This is a genomic window from Pseudomonas sp. MF08831 (assembly GCF_059862645.1).
In genome coordinates this window covers 555,819-572,667 of record NZ_JCBCUX010000001.1, presented here as the reverse complement: position 1 = coordinate 572,667, position 16,849 = coordinate 555,819, and the positions used below count along the sequence as shown (strand labels likewise).

Below are 16,849 nucleotides of genomic sequence, written 5' to 3'. Positions count from 1 at the left end.
ACTGTCCCCATTACACGCCTCAGCCACCGGCCTCAAAGCCCGGCCGCGGTTTCCTGGCACAGCTGGCTGGCGAGCATCCCCAAGGTCATCAGCGCCCGCTCTGCTTCGCGGTTCCACGGCGTGCCGCAGTTGAGGCGAATACAGTGGTTGAACTGTTCCGTATTACTGAAAATTACCCCCGGCGCAATGCTGATGCCCTGCTGCAGTGCGCGCACGTGCAGTTCCTGGGTATTGACCCGCCCCGGCAAACTGACCCACAGGATAAAGCCGCCGTTGGGGCGCGTCATTTGCGTGCCTTCCGGGAAATACTGCTGCACCGCCAGCTGAAACGCGCTGAGGTTCTTGCGGTACTCCTGGCGGATATAACGCAGGTGGCGGTCATACCCGCCGTTTTCCAAGTAGGCCGCAACGCCCATCTGGGTCACGCTGCAGGCCGAGTGGGTGCTGAACATCTGCAGCCGCTGGATTTCCTGCTGGTATTTGCCGGCAATCATCCAGCCGATGCGCACGCCGGGAGACAAGGTCTTGGAAAAGCTCGAGCAGTAGATCACCCGGTCGAGGCGGTCGTAGGCTTTCAGCGCCTTGGTGCGGCCCACTTCGAACATCAGTTCGCCGTAAATATCGTCCTCGACGATCTGGATATCGAAATCCGAGGCCAGGCGCAGCAACTGTTTCTGGCGTTCCTCAGGCATGGTCGCGCCCAAGGGATTGCTCAGGCGCGTGGTCAGCACCAGGGCCTTGATCGACCATTGGTTGGCCGCCAGTTGCAAGGCCTCAAGGCTCATGCCGGTGGACGGGTCGCTGGGGATCTCGATGACTTTGAGGCCCAACAGATCGGCCAATTGCAGCAAACCGTAATAGGTGGGCGATTCGGCGGCGATCAGGTCGCCCGGACGGGTCAGCACGCGCAACGACATCTGCAACGCATCGACACAACCGTGGGTGATCACCACTTCGGAGGGGTCCACCACCACGCCGGCGTCGCGCATGCGAATCGCCACTTGGCGGCGCAATGGCTCAAAGCCCGGGCTGAACATGTAACTGAATGCGCGCGGGCTTTGGAAGCGGGTGACTTTGGCCAATTGCTGGTGCAGCGCCCGCACAGGAAGGTAATCCACACTCGGCACGGCGGCGCCCAATGGGAACACACCTTCGCGGCGCGACTCGACCAAGACTTGCTGGATGATGCTGCTGCGGGTGACCAACCCCGGGCGCTCGACCCGCGCGATGTCCGGCGTGGGGGCCGTCAACGCAGGTGTCTGGTGCACGTAATAGCCCGACTGCGGCCGCGCCCGGATCAGCCCCTGGTCTTCCAGATTGGCATAGGCCTGTAACACCGTGGCGTGGCTGACGTTGAGCTGGGAGCTCATTTTGCGCACCGAGGGCACACGCTCACCGGGCTGATAGACGCCACGGCGGATGTCCTCAGCCAGTTGCTGGGCGATACGTTGGTAGAGCAACAGATTGGTCATGACGCAGCACTCGATTTCACGGGTATTTTATTTTTGTGTGAAACATACCGGCACAGTTTAGAAGTGTACGGGGACAGTTGCGAGAATAGTCGAGCGCGGGCGGCAGTGATAGAAAAAACTGTAAGGGGGTACCCCGAACAAAAATGTGGGAGCGGGCTTGCTCGCGAATGCAGTGTGTCAGCCACTGAAATGTTGACTGACACACTGCATTCGCGAGCAAACCCGCTCCCACAGGTTGATCGGCGTCAGGCGTTAGCGGGCAGCGCCAAGCTGGCCCTTTTCATCGGAGAACACAATTTCCACCCGACGGTTCTGCGCGCGGCCACGTTCGGAGGCGTTGGCTTCGACCGGGTACTGGTCGCCATAGCCTTCGACCTGGATACGTTTTTCATCGATCCCCAGGTCCATCAGCACGTCGGCCACCGATTGCGCACGGTCGCGCGACAGCTTCAGGTTTTCCTGCTCGCCACCGGTGTTGTCGGTGTAGCCCTCGATGCGCACCACGCGCTTGGGGTTCAGTTGCAGGAACTGCACAATTTTCAACACCGTGCGGTTGGCCGAGTTTTCCAATTGCGCTTCGCCGGTGTCGAACAACACATCGCCGAGGGTCATCACCAGGCCGCGATCAGTCTGGGTGGTGGTCAGGCTGGCGATTTGCTCTTCGAGCCACTTGCCCTGTTGCTGCACGCTGGCAAGTTTGTTTTCGCGCAGCGCCAGCTGCAGGCGCTGGCGTTCCAATTCGAGCTTGGTGCCGCGCTCGGCGTTGAGGCCCTGTTCGGTGTGTTCGCGGGCGATCGCACTGTAACGCTGGCTCAGGTAAGCGTAATGCACCACGTCGGCACCGCTGCCCCAGTAGCTGGACAAACGATCGGCGCGCGCCAGGGACTCACCGGCGCGAATGACGTCCTTGGGTGCAAAGCGCAGCACATTGGCGTCTTCCTTGACCTTCTGGAAATCAGTGCCGGCCTGTTGCAAGGCCTGCTCGCTGTTCGGTTGGCTGGCGCAACCGCCCAGGGCGGCGCTGCCCAGCAGCACGACACAACTCAAACCACGGATCATCGGGCTCATTGGGCTTCTCCCAGCTGCAATTGCTTGCGCAGGCGGGTGATGCGGGTGTTGAGCACGCTCAGTTGCTCTTGGCTCTTTTGGGTCAGAATCTTGGCTTCGGCCAGACGCGCGTCCAACTCGGCTTGTTCGGCCCGCATGCGCGCATGCTTGTAGGACTCATCGGCCATGTCGGCCTTGGCCCTGGCGAACTTGTCTTCGGCCAGCTTCAGCTCAGGCGAGTCGTCGGCGCTGGCCCCCACGGCGCTGGCTTGTTCCAGGGCTTGCTGGGTGAGGCGTATTTGCTCATTCGGCGCAGGATCGGCTGCACATCCCGCCAAAGCAACAACGGCGAGGGCCGCGAAAAGAGGTCGAACAGTCACTGTAAATCCTTACTTTGCTGGGGTGCCGACGGGTTGCTGCAATTGCGCTTTCCAGCGCTCGAGGTTGCGCTGCATTGCTGCTTGCACCACACCGGACGCGGGCAATTCTGTCATCTTTTTGGCCAGCTGTCCGCGCAGCCACGGATCATTGCAGGCCGAGTTGTGGGAAATCGCCAGGTACAAGCCGGGTTGATCGACAGGCACTTCACGTGCGATCAGGTCATTGCTCATGCCCAGAGTCTGGGCCATGGCCATGCCCGAATAACGCCCGGCGAGCACGTAGTCCACTTCCCCCAGCAACAGTTTTTGAAAGGCCGGCGTCAAGGTGGGAAAGCGTTGCAGGTTGAGCTGTTGGCTGGCGAAGGTGTCAAAATCGGCACTCAAGCGCGCGCGTTCCGAGACTGCGCCCTTTTGGCCGTGCAGGTCGGCCGCCGTGGCATAGACCAGCGCCGAATCCTTACGGGTCCAGACCAGGTAGTCGATCTGCATCAAGGCTGGGTGGATGTAATCAAGGGTTTCCAACTCACCCAGGTTCAACGGCGCATCGGCAAGAATGTCCATGCGCCCGCTGCGTACTTCATCCAGGGCCAAGGCGCGTTTGCCACCATAGAGCAGGTCGACTTTAAGCCCCAGCTCTTTGGCCACTTGTTGCAACACATCGGCGGTGGCGCCGATCAGGTGCGTCGGGTCTTGTGGGTCACGCCATAACAACGGCGGTGCGTCCGGGCTGCCGGTGATCACCAGACGCTCACATTTGCCGGCGGCCAGCGCCAGGCTCGGCAGTAACGCCAATCCAAGGGTCAATGCCAGCACTACGGGACGCAGATCCAAGGCGGTTCTCCAGAATAAAAAGGGGCGCGCAAAAAAAAGCCCGGTCCAAAGACCGGGCTCTTTATAAGTGAAGCGGCTGGATTAGACCAGCTTCTCCAACTCGGGTACGGCTTCGAACAAGTCTGCCACCAGGCCGTAATCAGCCACCTGGAAGATCGGCGCTTCTTCGTCCTTGTTGATCGCAACGATCACTTTGGAGTCTTTCATACCGGCCAAGTGCTGGATCGCGCCGGAGATACCGACGGCGATGTACAGCTGTGGCGCAACGATTTTGCCGGTCTGGCCGACCTGCATGTCGTTGGGTACAAAACCTGCGTCGACGGCCGCGCGGGACGCGCCCACCGCAGCGCCCAGCTTGTCGGCCAGGGCGTACAGGTGCTTGAAGTTGTCACCGTTCTGCATACCACGCCCGCCGGAAACGACGATCTTGGCAGCGGTCAGCTCAGGACGATCCGACTTGGCCAGCTCTTCACCAACAAAGCTGGAAGTACCGGCGTCGTGGGCAGCGGAGACGGCTTCAACGGCAGCCGAACCCCCTTCAGCAGCCACCGGGTCGAAACCGGTGGCACGCACGGTGATGACTTTTACCGACGCGTTGGACTGCACGGTGGCAATGGCGTTACCGGCGTAGATCGGGCGCTTGAAGGTATCAGCGCTTTCAACCGAGATGATCTCGGAGATCTGGTCAACGTCCAGCTGCGCGGCAACGCGTGGCAGGATGTTTTTGCCGTTGGAAGTAGCGGCAGCCAGGATGTGGCTGTAGCCAGCGCCCAGCTCTGCAACCAGAGGGGCAACGTTTTCCGGCAGCTGATGCGCGTAAGCGGCGTTGTCGGCCAGCAGTACTTTGCTCACGCCAGCGATTTTCGCTGCGGCTTCAGCCACGGCGCCAGCGCCCTGACCTGCGACCAGCACGTGAATGTCGCCACCGATTTTCGCAGCGGCAGCCACGGTGTTCAGGGTGGCCGGGGCCAGCACCTTGTTGTCGTGTTCTGCGATTACCAAGATAGTCATGATTAGATTACCTTCGCTTCGTTTTTCAGTTTCTCGACCAGTTCAGCCACCGACTTGACCTTGATGCCCGCGCTGCGTGCAGCCGGCGCTTCAACCTTGACGGTCTTGTTGGTGGAGGCGGTGGAAACGCCCAAAGCTTCTGGAGTCAGCGACTCAAGCGGCTTCTTCTTGGCTTTCATGATGTTTGGCAGGGACGCATAGCGCGGCTCGTTCAAACGCAGGTCGGTGGTGACGATGGCCGGCAGTTTCAGCGAAACGGTCTGTGCGCCGCCGTCGATTTCACGGGTAACAGCAACGCTGTCGCCGCTCACTTCGACTTTGGAGGCGAAAGTGCCCTGGCCATAACCGGTCAGCGCAGCCAGCATCTGGCCCGTCTGGTTGTTGTCGCTGTCGATGGCTTGTTTGCCGAGGATCACCAACTGAGGCTGTTCCTTGTCGACAACGGCTTTGAGCAATTTGGCAACGGCCAGGGAGGTCAGCTCTTCAGCCGATTCAACCAGGATGGCGCGGTCGGCGCCCAGTGCCAGGGCGGTACGCAACTGCTCTTGGGCAGTGGTAGGACCGATGGAAACCACGACGATTTCAGTCGCCACGCCTTTCTCTTTCAGGCGTACAGCTTCTTCCACAGCGATTTCGCAGAAAGGGTTCATCGACATCTTGACGTTAGCGAGGTCGACGCCGGAATTGTCCGCCTTGACGCGAACTTTCACGTTGTAATCGACAACGCGTTTGACAGCTACAAGAACCTTCATGGATTCCTCGTTACTCTCCGGTGAAAAGAAAGTCGCCTAGGCGAACCTGGCGGTTGATGCTCATCGGCACACAAGGGCACCTCCAAAAACGTCGGCGGATGACCTTGCTCACGGGAAATGATGACCGTTCGTCAGTGGTGACTGAGAGGTCATTCTTTATCGCGGCGTGTAAACTGCGCGCCATCAATGAAACGCGCGTCACCTGTTTTGCCTTGGCCCTGCTTTTGGACGTGCTCTTGAAACCTGCGGTATGCCTACGGTATGCGCAAAACCGACCGTATATTGACCGGAACGCCTATTCTGGTCAATACGCCAAAATAGCCAGTCATAAGCCGCGTTGCTTTGATTTACCTAGCTTCCAAGCAATTCAAACAAACGTTTGTATTGGACGCTGCCAGTGGTGTAGATATAATGCGCCACCTAGAGAGAAAGGTGGGTCATCCCGTGCTCCGAATGCAGTGATGACGGATGCGACACCGAACCTCCACCCATTAAAAAAAAAGCCTGTTGAGCCTTGAGTAGGAGATAGCCTGTGGAACGCGAATACATGGAATTCGACGTGGTCATCGTCGGCGCTGGCCCGGCAGGCCTGTCTGCCGCCTGCCGACTGAAGCAGAAGGCCGCCGAAGCCGGTAAAGAAATCAGCGTCTGCGTGGTCGAGAAAGGCTCCGAAGTCGGCGCACACATCCTTTCCGGTGCGGTGTTTGAACCCCGCGCCCTGAACGAACTGTTCCCGGACTGGAAAGCACTTGGCGCCCCGCTCAACACGCCCGTGGTGCGCGATGACATCTATGTACTGCGCAGCCCGGAAGCCGCCACCAAGGTTCCCGACTTCTTTGTGCCCAAGACCATGCACAACGAAGGCAACTACATCATTTCCCTGGGCAACCTGTGCCGCTGGCTGGCCCAGCAGGCTGAGAACCTGGGTGTGGAAGTCTACCCAGGCTTCGCCGCTCAAGAAGCACTGTTCGACGAAAACGGCGTGGTCCGCGGGATCATCACCGGCGACCTCGGCGTCGACCGCGAAGGCCATCCAAAAGAAGGCGTCTATACCCCAGGCATGGAGCTGCGTGGCAAGTACACGCTGTTCGCCGAAGGCTGCCGTGGCCACATCGGCAAGCAACTGATCCAGCGCTTCAACCTGGACAGCGACGCCGACGCCCAGCACTACGGCATCGGCCTGAAAGAAATCTGGGAAATCGACCCTGCCAAGCACCAGCCTGGCCTGGTGGTACACACCGCCGGTTGGCCGCTGGACATCATGAGCAACGAGAACACGGGCGGTTCTTTCCTCTATCACCTGGAAAACAACCAGGTGGTCGTGGGTCTGATCGTCGACCTGTCCTACAGCAACACGTTCCTGTCGCCATTCGATGAGTTCCAGCGCCTCAAGCATCACCCGGTGCTGGCCCAGTACCTGGAAGGCGGCAAGCGCGTCAGCTACGGCGCGCGTGCCTTGGCCAAAGGCGGCATCAACTCGTTGCCGAAGATGGTCTTCAAAGGCGGCGCCTTGATCGGCTGCGACCTGGGCACCATGAACGTGGCCAAGATCAAGGGCAGCCACACCGCGATGAAGTCCGGCATGCTCGCCGCCGACGCGGTGGCCGAACGCCTGTTCGCCGAGTCTGAAGGCGGCGACGAACTGACCAACTACGTCGACAGCTTCAAAGCCAGCTGGCTCTACGAAGAGCTGTTTGCCAGCCGCAACTTCGGCCCGGCGATGCACAAGTTCGGCCCGATCCTGGGTGCCGGCTTCAACTGGTTCGACCAGAACATCCTCGGCGGCAAAATGCCGTTCACCTTGCACGACACCAAGCCGGACTACGCCTGCCTGAAGCTCGCCAAGGACAGCAAGAAGATCGACTACCCAAAACCCGACGGCAAGCTGAGCTTCGACAAGCTGAGCTCGGTGTTCATCTCCGGCACCAACCACGAAGAAGAACAGCCGTGCCACTTGAAGCTCAAAGACCCAAGCATCCCGATCGGCACCAACCTGCCGCTCTACGATGAACCGGCGCAGCGCTACTGCCCGGCCGGCGTGTATGAAGTGATCACCAAGGAAGACGGCGAGAAGCGCTTCCAGATCAACGCCCAGAACTGCGTGCACTGCAAGACCTGTGACATCAAGGACCCTTCGCAGAACATTACGTGGGTGACGCCGGAAGGCGCGGGCGGGCCGACTTACCCGAATATGTAAGTCATTGGCTTGACCAAAAAGGCTCCCAGACGGGGGCCTTTTTTATGCCCAACACCGATCAAATGTGGGAGCGGGCTTGCTCGCGAATACGGTGGGTCAGCTAACACACTCATCAACTGACAGGCCGCTTTCGCGAGCAAGCCCGCTCCCACCTTTACGGTGGTGTACCTTGTGGAGTTATGCAGCCCGCTCTTCACCGGGGTTACGCAAAAAGTAGCGCTTATATTCGCGACTGAACTGCGACGTACTCTGATACCCCACATTGTGTGCCGCCTGCGCCACACCCATGCCTTCCACCAGCAGCAACTGCTGCGCCTTGAGCAACCGCAACCGCTTCAAATACTGCACCGGCGACAACAACGTGCAGCGCTTGAAATGCTCGTGAAACGTCGACGCGCTCATGTGCGCATAACCGGCCAACGTCTCGATATTAAGCGGCTCGGCGTAATGGGCATGCAGGTGATTCAACGACGTGGCGATGCGCGAAAACTGCCCCTGCTGCTCCACCAACGCCCGCAACACATCGGCCTGCGGCCCACGCAACGCGGTGAACAACAATTCGCGCACCCGCGCCGGGCCCATGATCCGGCTTTCCAGCGGATCGTGCAGGCACTGCAACAGCCGCTCGACGCACCCACGCATCGCATCATCGAGCACCACCGAACTCATCGATTCCAGCGTCTGCGCTGCCGGCGGCGGCCCGGCCTGAATGCCCATGGCCATGACCAACTCGCCCAGCACCACCCGATCAATACCCACCGTCACGCCATACAACGGCGCGTTCGGCAGGGCAAAGGTCTCGCATTCAAACGGAACCGGCATCGCCTGGATCAAATAATGCCCGGCGCCATACTCCAGCGTACGCGGGCCCAGGTAGGCGACCTTGCTACCCTGGGCGACGATCATCAGGCTCGGCTCGTAGATCTGCGGGCCGCGCGCCACGTCGCAACTGGCGCGCAAGACCTGCACGCCGGGAAGGTTCGTCGGCGAAAATCCGTCGCAGGGCGTAAGCCCTTTTATCAAGGCCACCAACGTGGCGTTGGCGTCGAGATGGCGGGTCAACAACATGGCAAAAAACTTCGCGAAAAAGGGATGAGAGCATCATCGCAGGTCTGAGGGCGCATGGATCCAAACAAGGGGCACTCCCGGACGAATAGGCATGAGACTCGGAGCAATCGCCATGGCCGCATCCAGGCGCGGCGCGGAGAATGCGCCGCCTCCCTAGTTATTCCTGCTGCGAGGTTTCCTCATGTATACCGCCATCGGTTATGCCGCCCAGTCGCCGACCACTCCCCTCGCCCCGATGTCCTTCGAACGCCGCAGCCCGCGCGCCGATGACGTGGCCATCGAGATTCTCTACTGCGGCGTGTGCCACTCCGACATCCACCAGGCGCGCAACGAGTGGGGCATTGCCGTTTACCCGCTGATGCCGGGCCACGAGATCGTCGGCAAAGTCACCGCCGTCGGCGCCAGCGTCACCGCGCACAAAGTCGGCGACCTGGTCGGCGTAGGCTGCATGGTTGATTCATGCCGTCACTGCGACGCCTGCCACGCGGACCTGGAGCAATACTGCCTCGAAGGCCCGACCATGACCTACGCCACCCCGGACCGGGTCGACGGCAGCAACACCATGGGCGGCTACTCCGACAGCATCGTGGTCAGCGAGCACTTCGTGGTGAAAATCCCGGCCAAGCTCGACCTAGCCAGCGCCGCACCGATCCTGTGTGCCGGCATCACCACCTACTCGCCACTCAAGCACTATGGCGTGAAAGCGGGCGACAAAGTCGGCGTGCTGGGCATGGGTGGCCTGGGCCACATGGGCATCAAGTTCGCCAAGGCGATGGGCGCAGAAGTCACGCTGTTCACCCGCTCCGCGAGCAAGGCTGAAGAAGGCCGTCGCCAGGGCGCCGACCACGTGATCGTGTCCACCGACGCCGAGCAAATGAAAGCCGCTGCCGGCAGCTTCGACTTCCTGCTCGACACCATTCCCGTACAGCACGACCTGAACCCCTACCTCGATGTGCTGCGCTTTGACGGCGTGCACATTCTGGTCGGCCTGATCGAGCCGGTCGATCCGCCGGTCAACGCCGCCAAGCTGGTGTTGGGCCGTAAAGTGCTGGCCGGTTCGTTGATCGGCGGTATTGCCGAAACCCAGGAAGTCCTGGATTTCTGCGCCGAGCACAACATCACCTGCGACATCGAAATGCTCGACATCCGCCAGATCAATGAGGCTTACACCCGCATGATCGCCGGTGATGTGAAGTACCGCTTTGTCATCGACATGGCGACCTTGAAGGCCTGATCAGGCCTTGGCGCCCAACTCCGCTGACAGCCGCGCTGCGACCTGTTTGATCACAGGGATCAGCTCGGCCATTTTTTCCAGCGGCATGTAGGGCACGGTACTGGCGATGCTGATGCCGGCGACGATTCGCCGGCTGGCATCGCGCACCGGTGCCGCCACACAACGGATCGACGGTTCGTTGTCTTCCAGATCGAACGCATACCCCCCCGCCACGTATTCGCGCATGCGCTGCTCGAACTGCGCCCAGGATTGCTCCGGGTGCTGCGGCCACTGCTGGCTCTTGCCACCGGCCGGAAGGCTGGCTTCATACAGGCGCTGCCACTCCTGCACCGAGTCGTCCAGCAACATCGCCTTGCCCACACCCGTGCGCGCCAGTGGCATGCGATGGCCCACTCGCGAGCGCATTTCCGGACCGTTACGGCCGGGATTCTTGTGCAGGTAAAGCACGTCGTCGTATTCGCGAATCGCCAGGTGGATGGTGTCACCGGTCAGCGCCGACAACTCATCCAGATACGGCACCGCGAGGCTCACCAACGGCAATTCTTCACGGGCCTGGAAGCCCAACTCGATCAGCTTGGGCCCCAACAGGTAACCGACTTGCGGCACCACGCGCAGGTAACGCTCTTCCACCAAGCAACTGGCCAGACGGTGGGTGGTGCTGCGGGTGGTGCCGATGCGCCGGGCGATCTCTTTCAGATCGCGCGCACCGGCCGCCACTGCCTGTACCACGCCCAGGCCACGCAACAGAGTCTGGGTGCCGGTGGGCGCGGCGTCTTTGACGGGGATGTGGGCGTTTTCCTGCATATCGGGCCTATTGGGAAGTACGAAAACGGCGCCATTATGGCAAATGCAGCCCTCCTGAACAGAGGAGATCCACTGTGGGAGCTGGCTTGCCTGCGATGAGGGCGTGTCATCCAGTAAACGTGCAGGCTGACACACCCTCATCGCAGGCAAGCCAGCTCCTACATTTTGATCTCTACAGGGCACGACTTTAGCGCTGCTTCATGCGGTCAATAATCACCGCCAGCAACAGGATCGAACCGCGGATCACGTACTGGTAAAAGGTGTCGATGTTCTTCAGGTTCATCGCATTCTCGATGATCGCCAAAATCAACACCCCGGCAATCACATGCCGGATCATGCCGATGCCGCCGCTCAGCGACACGCCGCCCAGTACACAGGCGGAAATCACCGTCAGCTCAAAGCCCTGCCCGATCATCGGCTGGCCCGAGGTCATGCGCGAGGCGAGGATCACCCCAGCCAGGGCACCGATCAAACCGTGCACGACAAAGATGATGATCTTGGTGCGATCGACGTTCACCCCGGCCAGCAACGCCGCCTCCTGGTTGCCGCCGATGGCCATGGTGTTGCGCCCGTAGGTGGTGTAGTTGAGCAGCCAGCCGAAGAACACAAAACACAGTACGGTGATGATGATCGGCACCGGCACGCCCATCAATTGGCCATTGCCGAACACGAAAAAGCGCTCGTCCATCACGCCGACGGCCTTGCCGTTGGAAAAGATGTAGGCCAGGCCGCGCACGATCTGCATGGTCGCCAACGTGGCAATCAAGGCGTTGATACGCAACTTGGCGATGACAATGCCGTTGATCAGCCCCACCACCAGGCCCATGGCCAACGCCGCCGACACCCCGAGCACCACGCTGTCGGTGTCACGAATCACAATCCCCGCCACCACGCCAGCGCAGGCAATCACCGAACCCACCGACAAGTCAAAGTGCCCCGACGCCAGGCAGAACAACATGGTGCACGCAGCGATGCCCACCGTGGAAATCGCCAGACCCAGCCCGCGCATGTTCAGCGGCGAGAGGAAGTTGTCGATAAACAACGCGCTGAGCACAAAGATGCTCAACGCGGCGAGCAGCATCACCCAATCATCAAGAAACTTGCGCTGGTTAAAACCCGGCCAGAAGCTCTTTGCAGTTTTTATTTGCGACATCATTCACCTCGAATTCTTCAAGCCCGCGTACGCGGAAGTGCCAGTTGCAATAGCTGTGCTTCGTCCGCCTGATCGCGGTTCAACTCGCCGGTCAGCACGCCTTCGCTCATCACCAGGATGCGGTCGGAGATGCCCATCACTTCCATCAAGTCGCTGGACACCACGATCACCGCGATGCCGCTGGCGGCCAGGTTGTGGATGATCTGGTAGATCTCCGACTTGGCGCCGATGTCGATGCCGCGCGTCGGCTCATCGAGCAGCAGCACCTTCATCGGCATCGACAGCCAGCGGCCGAGAATGGCCTTCTGCTGGTTACCGCCGGACAGGTACATGATTTTCTGCTCGGCGTTTGGCGTTTTGACTTTCATCGCCTTGATTTGCTGGTCGGCGTTGCCCTTCTCCCAGCCCTCACGCAGCAGCCAGCCAAAGGTGGCATGGGCGCCGCGTGCGCTGATGTTGATGTTCTCGGCGACGCTGGACAGCGGGATGATGCCTTCCTTTTTACGGTCTTCCGGGCACAGCAGCACACCCGCATCGATGGCATCACGCGGCGAGCGCAGGTGCAGGGTTTCACCAAAGAGCTGCAGCTGACCGGCGGTGGAACGCGTCAATCCGCTCAGCAGCCGAAACAACTCGGTACGCCCCGCGCCTACCAACCCGAACAGGCCGAGAATCTCGCCCTTGTGCACCTCAAGGCTGACCGCTTCGCGCAGGCCCGGGCCCAGCAGCCCCTCGACCTTGAGCGCCACCTCGCCGCGTTCACGCGGGCGGTAGTCGTAGATGTCCTGAATATCCCGGCCGACCATACACGTCACCAATTGGTCGTGGGTCAGCGTGGCCATGTCGTCAAAGGTGCGCACAAAGCGGCCGTCCTTGAACACCGTCACCGCGTCGCAGATGCGAAACACCTCCTCCATACGGTGCGACACGTAGAGCACCACTTTGCCCTCGTCGCGCAGGCGCGTGATGATCGCCATCAAACGGTCGATCTCGCGCGCCGACAGACTGCTGGTGGGTTCGTCGAAGGCAATCACATGGGCGCCACGCGACAATGCCTTGGCGATTTCCACCAGCTGACGCTGGCCCAGCGACAGCCGGCCGAGCTTCTCCTGCGGGTCGATCTCATCGGCCAGGCCTTTGAGACACGCCAGCGCCTGCTTGCGCAGCAGCCCGCCATTGACCACGCCAAAACGCGACGGCAAATGCCCGAGGAACAGGTTCTCGGCCACGGTCATTTCCGGCACCAGGTGCAACTCCTGGTGGATCACCGCGACGCCGTTGGCAATGCTGTCGGCGGCAGACTTGAAGTCCATGGTCTGCTCGCCGATCTGCACCGTGCCGCTGCTCGGAATGTAGGCGCCACCGAGGATTTTCAACAGGGTCGATTTGCCCGCGCCGTTCTCGCCCATCAGCGCGTGCACCGAGTGCGGCCGCGCTTCAAAGCTGATCTGCGCCAAGGCTTTGACCCCGGGAAATTCCTTGCCGATGCCGTTGAAGCGCAAGGCCGCGCCGGTCATTTCCACAGACCGATTTTGCTCAACTCTTCCTTGAAGTTGGCGCGGGTGATCAGGGTCACGTTGTCCAGGGCGGTGAACTTGGCCGGCTCAGTGCCTTTGGTCACCCACTCGAACATCGCCGTGGCGGTTTTGTAGCCGGAAGCGTCCGGGCTCAGCAGCATCGAGCCGTAGAAACCGGTGTCTGATTTCTTGAGTTCTTCGATGGCATCGGTGCCATTGATGCCCACGCCAATCACGTTGGCCGCCTTGAACCCGGCGCTTTCGGTGGCGCGCACGCCGCCAAGCACGGTGCTGTCGTTCATGCCGCCGATGATCAGGTTTTTCGCGGTGCCCGGCAGCTTCACCAGTGCCGAGTTGGTCGAATCCATACTGCCCGGCACGTCGAGGGTTTTCTGTGCGCTGAACAGGATGTGGTCGGCGGGCAAGCCGGCGGCCTTGAGGCCTTCTACCGAACCGTCGGTGCGTTTCTTGCCGGTTTCCAGCTCATCAAAGGTGTTGATGACGGCGTAGGTTTCCTTCCAGTCCCAGTTGCGGTGCTTGGCTTCGGTGGCCATGGCCTCGCCTTGTTTCTGGCCGATCTTGTAGGCGTCCAGGCCGACGTAGGGGACGTCTTCCATGGGCTTGCCTTTGGCGTCGACGAAACGGTCATCCACCGCCAGCACTTTTAAGCCGTTGAGCTTGGCCTTGGCCATGATCGCCGGGCCCAGTGACACGTCCGGCGGGCAGATCACAAAGCCCTTGGCGCCGTTGGCGGCGAGGGTGTCGATGGCCGACAGGGTTTTCTCGCCATCGGGCACGGCGATCTTGATCACGGTGAAGCCCTGGTCCTTGCCGGCCTTTTCAGCGAAGGCCCATTCGGTCTGGAACCAGGGTTCTTCTGCCTGCTTGACCAAAAAACCAATCTTTACCTCTTCGGCAGACACGAAGCCGCTGAAGGCTGCGGCGAGCGCCAGGGCGCCGAGTGTTTTCTTGAACATGAACCACCTCTTCTTGTTATCGAAAAATTTTAGTCGTGGTACATCACAGAACGCCCGCCATCGATCATCAGGCAGGTTGCGTTGATAAAGGGCGCCTCGTCAGTCGCCAGGAACAGCGCCGTCATCGCCACCTCGACCGGCTGGCCGATGCGCTTGGGCGGGTGCAAATCGAAGGCACGCTGGCGCTCGGCATGCGGGTCGGGGAAACCGTTCCAGTAGTCGACATTGAGCTGGGTTTCGATATAGCCCGGCGCGATGGCATTCACGCGAATGCCCTTGGGCGCGTATTCGATGCCGAGCGCGCGGGTCAGGCCGAGCAGGCCGTGCTTGGCGACCGGGTAGGGAAAGCAGCCGGGGATGATGTGGCTGGAATGGGTGGAGGCGATGTTGATGATGTTGCCGATGCCCTGCTCGATCATGTGCGGCAGCACCGTACGGCAACCGTACCAGGCGCCGTCGAGGTCGATGGCAAAGCAGCGGCGCCAGTCTTCGTCGGTCATCTCCAGCGGGTCACGGAACACATTGACGCCGGCGCAGTTGACCAACACATCCACACGGCCAAAGCGCTCGATGGCCAGGTTGACCAGCGACTGCCATTGCTCTTTGGACGTGATGTCGACGGCCTGCGCGACAATGTCGGCACCGCGTTCGCGCCAGTGGGCGGCGACACTCTGGACCTTTTCAGCCTGGATATCCGCGATCACCAGACGGGCCTGCTGGGCCTGGAAGCAGGCGACAATCGCCTCGCCAATGCCTTGAGCGGCGCCGGTGATGATCACCACTTTGTTTTTCAGCCGCTCACCGTAGGTGGGTTCCGGCACGGCGGGTAATGACAACGGTTGGGGCTGCATCGCTTCACCTGTTTTATTTTTGGTAGTGAGTGCTGATGCAGGCGACTATAAACCCATCTTTTGAAATATCTCAATATATAAATTTGCATCCCATATATTGGAACCAAACCTGAAAAATGCGGGCGTGCGGGTGCTTGGGAATGCGGTGGGTCCAGAGGTGAACGGTCGGCTGGAGGAGTGCCATCGCGGGCAAGCCCGGCTCCCACAATTGGATTGCGGTGGGTGCGGAATTTTGCTCTGTCGCTCATTAGTGGGGGAGCTGGCTTGCCTGCGATGGCGGTGGGTCAGGCGGCCTGGTTGTTACTGATACACCGCCTTCGCGAGCAAGCCCGCTCCCACAATTGGATTGCGCTGGGTGCGGAGATTTTGGTCTGCCGCTCATTAGTGTGGGAGCTGGCTTGCCTGCGATGGCGGTGGGTGAGGCGGCTTGGTTGTTACTGATACACCGCCTTCGCGAGCAAGCCCGGCTCCCACAATTGGATTGCGGTGGGTGCGGAATTTTGCTCTGTCGCTCATTAGTGGGGGAGCTGGCTTGCCTGCGATGGCGGTGGGTCAGGCGGCTTGGTTGGGGCAGATACACCGCCTTCGCGGGCAAGCCCGCTCCCACATTTGGATTGCGCTGGGTGTGTAGATTTTGGTCTGTCACCCATAAAGGTGGGAGCTGGCTTGTCTGCGATGGCGGTGGGTCAGGCGGCTTGGTTGGGGCAGATACACCGCCTTCGCAGGCAAGCCCGCTCCCACATTTGGATTGCACTGGGTGCGGAGATTTTGGTCTGTCATCCATAAAGGTGGGAGCTGGCTTGCCTGCGATGGCGGTGGGTCAGGCGGCTTGGTTGGGGCAGATACACCGCCTTCGCGGGCAAGCCCGCTCTCACATTTGGATTGGGGTGGGTGCGGAGATTTTGGTCTGTCACCCATAAAGGTGGGAGCTGGCTTGCCTGCGATGGCGGTGGGTCGGGCGGCTTGGTTGTTACTGATACACCGCCCTCGCGAGCAAGCCCGCTCCCACATTTGGATTGCGGTGGGTGCGGAATTTTGCGCAGTCGTACAGTAAGTGTGGGAGCAGGCTTCAGCCTTGGGCGAAATCGCGCAGTGCGTCGCCTTCCATGCGGTAACGCACCCATTCTTCCTGCGGTTGCGCGCCGATGGACTTGTAGAAGGCGATCGCCGGCTCGTTCCAGTCCAGCACGCTCCATTCGAAACGTCCGCAGCCGTTGTCGCAGGCAATTTTTGCCAGGTGGCGCAGCAATTTCTTGCCCGCCCCGCCGCCGCGCTGTTCGGGGTTGATGTAGAGGTCTTCGAGGTACAGGCAATTGCTGCCCAACCATGTGGAATAGCTGAAAAAGAACACCGCAAAGCCAATCGGCAGGCCGTCCCGCGAGCAGATCAGGCCATGGGCGGTGGCGCCCTCGCTGAACAGGCTGCGCTCGATATCCGCCACACTGGCGATCACTTCATGCCGGGCCTTTTCGTATTCGGCAAGCTCGGTGATGAAGGTCAGGATCTGCGCAGCATCGCTGGGCACGGCAGGGCGAATCTCGATGGTCATGGGCGG

General features: G+C 60.6%; 15 protein-coding genes. 2 read left to right on the top strand and 13 right to left on the bottom strand.

Going from position 1 to position 16,849, the window contains the following annotated elements:
- Positions 1-32 precede the first annotated feature (32 nt).
- The 6 genes from AC19YS_RS02715 to AC19YS_RS02690 all read right to left on the bottom strand — a co-directional run bounded on the left by AC19YS_RS02715 (position 33) and on the right by AC19YS_RS02690 (position 5,493).
- Positions 33-1,472 carry an aminotransferase-like domain-containing protein gene (locus AC19YS_RS02715; RefSeq protein WP_179676874.1) on the bottom strand — a complete coding sequence of 480 codons (1,440 nt, stop codon included), beginning with the start codon at positions 1,470-1,472 and terminating at the stop codon, positions 33-35.
- 252 nt (positions 1,473-1,724) lie between these two features.
- Positions 1,725-2,540, bottom strand: coding sequence for an OmpA family protein (locus tag AC19YS_RS02710; protein WP_106576191.1), 816 nt, complete (start codon positions 2,538-2,540; stop codon positions 1,725-1,727).
- Entirely contained in the window at positions 2,537-2,899 is a 363-nt protein-coding gene (locus AC19YS_RS02705) for a DUF4398 domain-containing protein (protein ID WP_500600845.1), read from the bottom strand. Before AC19YS_RS02705 ends, AC19YS_RS02710 begins: the two co-directional genes overlap by 4 nt.
- 9 nt (positions 2,900-2,908) lie before the next feature.
- Positions 2,909-3,730, bottom strand: coding sequence for a substrate-binding periplasmic protein (locus AC19YS_RS02700; RefSeq protein WP_200622836.1), 822 nt, complete (start codon positions 3,728-3,730; stop codon positions 2,909-2,911).
- An 81-nt stretch (positions 3,731-3,811) separates the two neighbouring features.
- Positions 3,812-4,741, bottom strand: coding sequence for an electron transfer flavoprotein subunit alpha/FixB family protein (locus tag AC19YS_RS02695; RefSeq protein WP_053257535.1), 930 nt, complete (start codon positions 4,739-4,741; stop codon positions 3,812-3,814).
- A gap of 2 nt (positions 4,742-4,743) precedes the next feature.
- The gene (locus tag AC19YS_RS02690) at positions 4,744-5,493 is read right to left on the bottom strand and encodes an electron transfer flavoprotein subunit beta/FixA family protein (RefSeq protein ID WP_057009251.1); all 750 of its coding nucleotides are present in this window, start codon (positions 5,491-5,493) and stop codon (positions 4,744-4,746) included.
- A gap of 532 nt (positions 5,494-6,025) precedes the next feature.
- On the opposite strand from AC19YS_RS02690, the gene AC19YS_RS02685 reads away from it, so the two are divergent.
- A complete protein-coding gene (locus AC19YS_RS02685; RefSeq protein ID WP_106576188.1) occupies positions 6,026-7,690 on the top strand; it encodes an electron transfer flavoprotein-ubiquinone oxidoreductase in 1,665 nt (554 codons plus the stop codon).
- Between the two features lie 177 nt (positions 7,691-7,867).
- Here AC19YS_RS02685 and AC19YS_RS02680 read toward each other — a convergent pair whose 3' ends face one another.
- The gene (locus AC19YS_RS02680; protein WP_106576185.1) at positions 7,868-8,758 is read right to left on the bottom strand and encodes an AraC family transcriptional regulator; all 891 of its coding nucleotides are present in this window, start codon (positions 8,756-8,758) and stop codon (positions 7,868-7,870) included.
- A 181-nt stretch (positions 8,759-8,939) separates the two neighbouring features.
- On the opposite strand from AC19YS_RS02680, the gene AC19YS_RS02675 reads away from it, so the two are divergent.
- Positions 8,940-9,992: an NAD(P)-dependent alcohol dehydrogenase gene (locus tag AC19YS_RS02675; protein ID WP_106576183.1), complete on the top strand. Its 1,053-nt coding sequence runs from the start codon at positions 8,940-8,942 to the stop codon at positions 9,990-9,992.
- Here AC19YS_RS02675 and AC19YS_RS02670 read toward each other — a convergent pair whose 3' ends face one another.
- The 6 genes from AC19YS_RS02670 to AC19YS_RS02645 form a co-directional block, all read right to left on the bottom strand.
- Positions 9,993-10,796 carry an IclR family transcriptional regulator gene (locus tag AC19YS_RS02670; RefSeq protein ID WP_106576182.1) on the bottom strand — a complete coding sequence of 268 codons (804 nt, stop codon included), beginning with the start codon at positions 10,794-10,796 and terminating at the stop codon, positions 9,993-9,995.
- Positions 10,797-10,983: 187 nt separating this feature from the next.
- Positions 10,984-11,949 carry an L-arabinose ABC transporter permease AraH gene (gene araH, locus AC19YS_RS02665; protein WP_500600842.1) on the bottom strand — a complete coding sequence of 322 codons (966 nt, stop codon included), beginning with the start codon at positions 11,947-11,949 and terminating at the stop codon, positions 10,984-10,986.
- Between the two features lie 17 nt (positions 11,950-11,966).
- Entirely contained in the window at positions 11,967-13,466 is a 1,500-nt protein-coding gene (gene araG, locus AC19YS_RS02660; protein ID WP_106576181.1) for an L-arabinose ABC transporter ATP-binding protein AraG, read from the bottom strand.
- Positions 13,463-14,443 (bottom strand): substrate-binding domain-containing protein, encoded by a 981-nt coding sequence (locus tag AC19YS_RS02655; protein WP_106576180.1) that lies wholly within the window; start codon positions 14,441-14,443, stop codon positions 13,463-13,465. The genes araG and AC19YS_RS02655 overlap by 4 nt, the downstream gene beginning before the upstream one ends.
- Before the next feature lie 29 nt (positions 14,444-14,472).
- The gene (locus AC19YS_RS02650) at positions 14,473-15,294 is read right to left on the bottom strand and encodes an SDR family oxidoreductase (protein WP_106576178.1); all 822 of its coding nucleotides are present in this window, start codon (positions 15,292-15,294) and stop codon (positions 14,473-14,475) included.
- A 1,069-nt stretch (positions 15,295-16,363) separates the two neighbouring features.
- Positions 16,364-16,843, bottom strand: coding sequence for a GNAT family N-acetyltransferase (locus AC19YS_RS02645; protein WP_119742815.1), 480 nt, complete (start codon positions 16,841-16,843; stop codon positions 16,364-16,366).
- Between the last annotated feature and the right edge of the window lie 6 nt (positions 16,844-16,849).

Coding starts and splice junctions, on each gene's coding strand:
- AC19YS_RS02715 (WP_179676874.1), bottom strand. CDS start 1,472: ATGACCAATCTGTTGCTCTACCAACGTATCGCCCAGCAACTGGCTGAG.
- AC19YS_RS02710 (WP_106576191.1), bottom strand. CDS start 2,540: ATGAGCCCGATGATCCGTGGTTTGAGTTGTGTCGTGCTGCTGGGCAGC.
- AC19YS_RS02695 (WP_053257535.1), bottom strand. CDS start 4,741: ATGACTATCTTGGTAATCGCAGAACACGACAACAAGGTGCTGGCCCCG.
- AC19YS_RS02690 (WP_057009251.1), bottom strand. CDS start 5,493: ATGAAGGTTCTTGTAGCTGTCAAACGCGTTGTCGATTACAACGTGAAA.
- AC19YS_RS02680 (WP_106576185.1), bottom strand. CDS start 8,758: ATGTTGTTGACCCGCCATCTCGACGCCAACGCCACGTTGGTGGCCTTG.
- AC19YS_RS02675 (WP_106576183.1), top strand. CDS start 8,940: ATGTATACCGCCATCGGTTATGCCGCCCAGTCGCCGACCACTCCCCTC.
- AC19YS_RS02670 (WP_106576182.1), bottom strand. CDS start 10,796: ATGCAGGAAAACGCCCACATCCCCGTCAAAGACGCCGCGCCCACCGGC.
- araH (WP_500600842.1), bottom strand. CDS start 11,949: ATGTCGCAAATAAAAACTGCAAAGAGCTTCTGGCCGGGTTTTAACCAG.
- araG (WP_106576181.1), bottom strand. CDS start 13,466: ATGACCGGCGCGGCCTTGCGCTTCAACGGCATCGGCAAGGAATTTCCC.
- AC19YS_RS02655 (WP_106576180.1), bottom strand. CDS start 14,443: ATGTTCAAGAAAACACTCGGCGCCCTGGCGCTCGCCGCAGCCTTCAGC.
- AC19YS_RS02650 (WP_106576178.1), bottom strand. CDS start 15,294: ATGCAGCCCCAACCGTTGTCATTACCCGCCGTGCCGGAACCCACCTAC.
- AC19YS_RS02645 (WP_119742815.1), bottom strand. CDS start 16,843: ATGACCATCGAGATTCGCCCTGCCGTGCCCAGCGATGCTGCGCAGATC.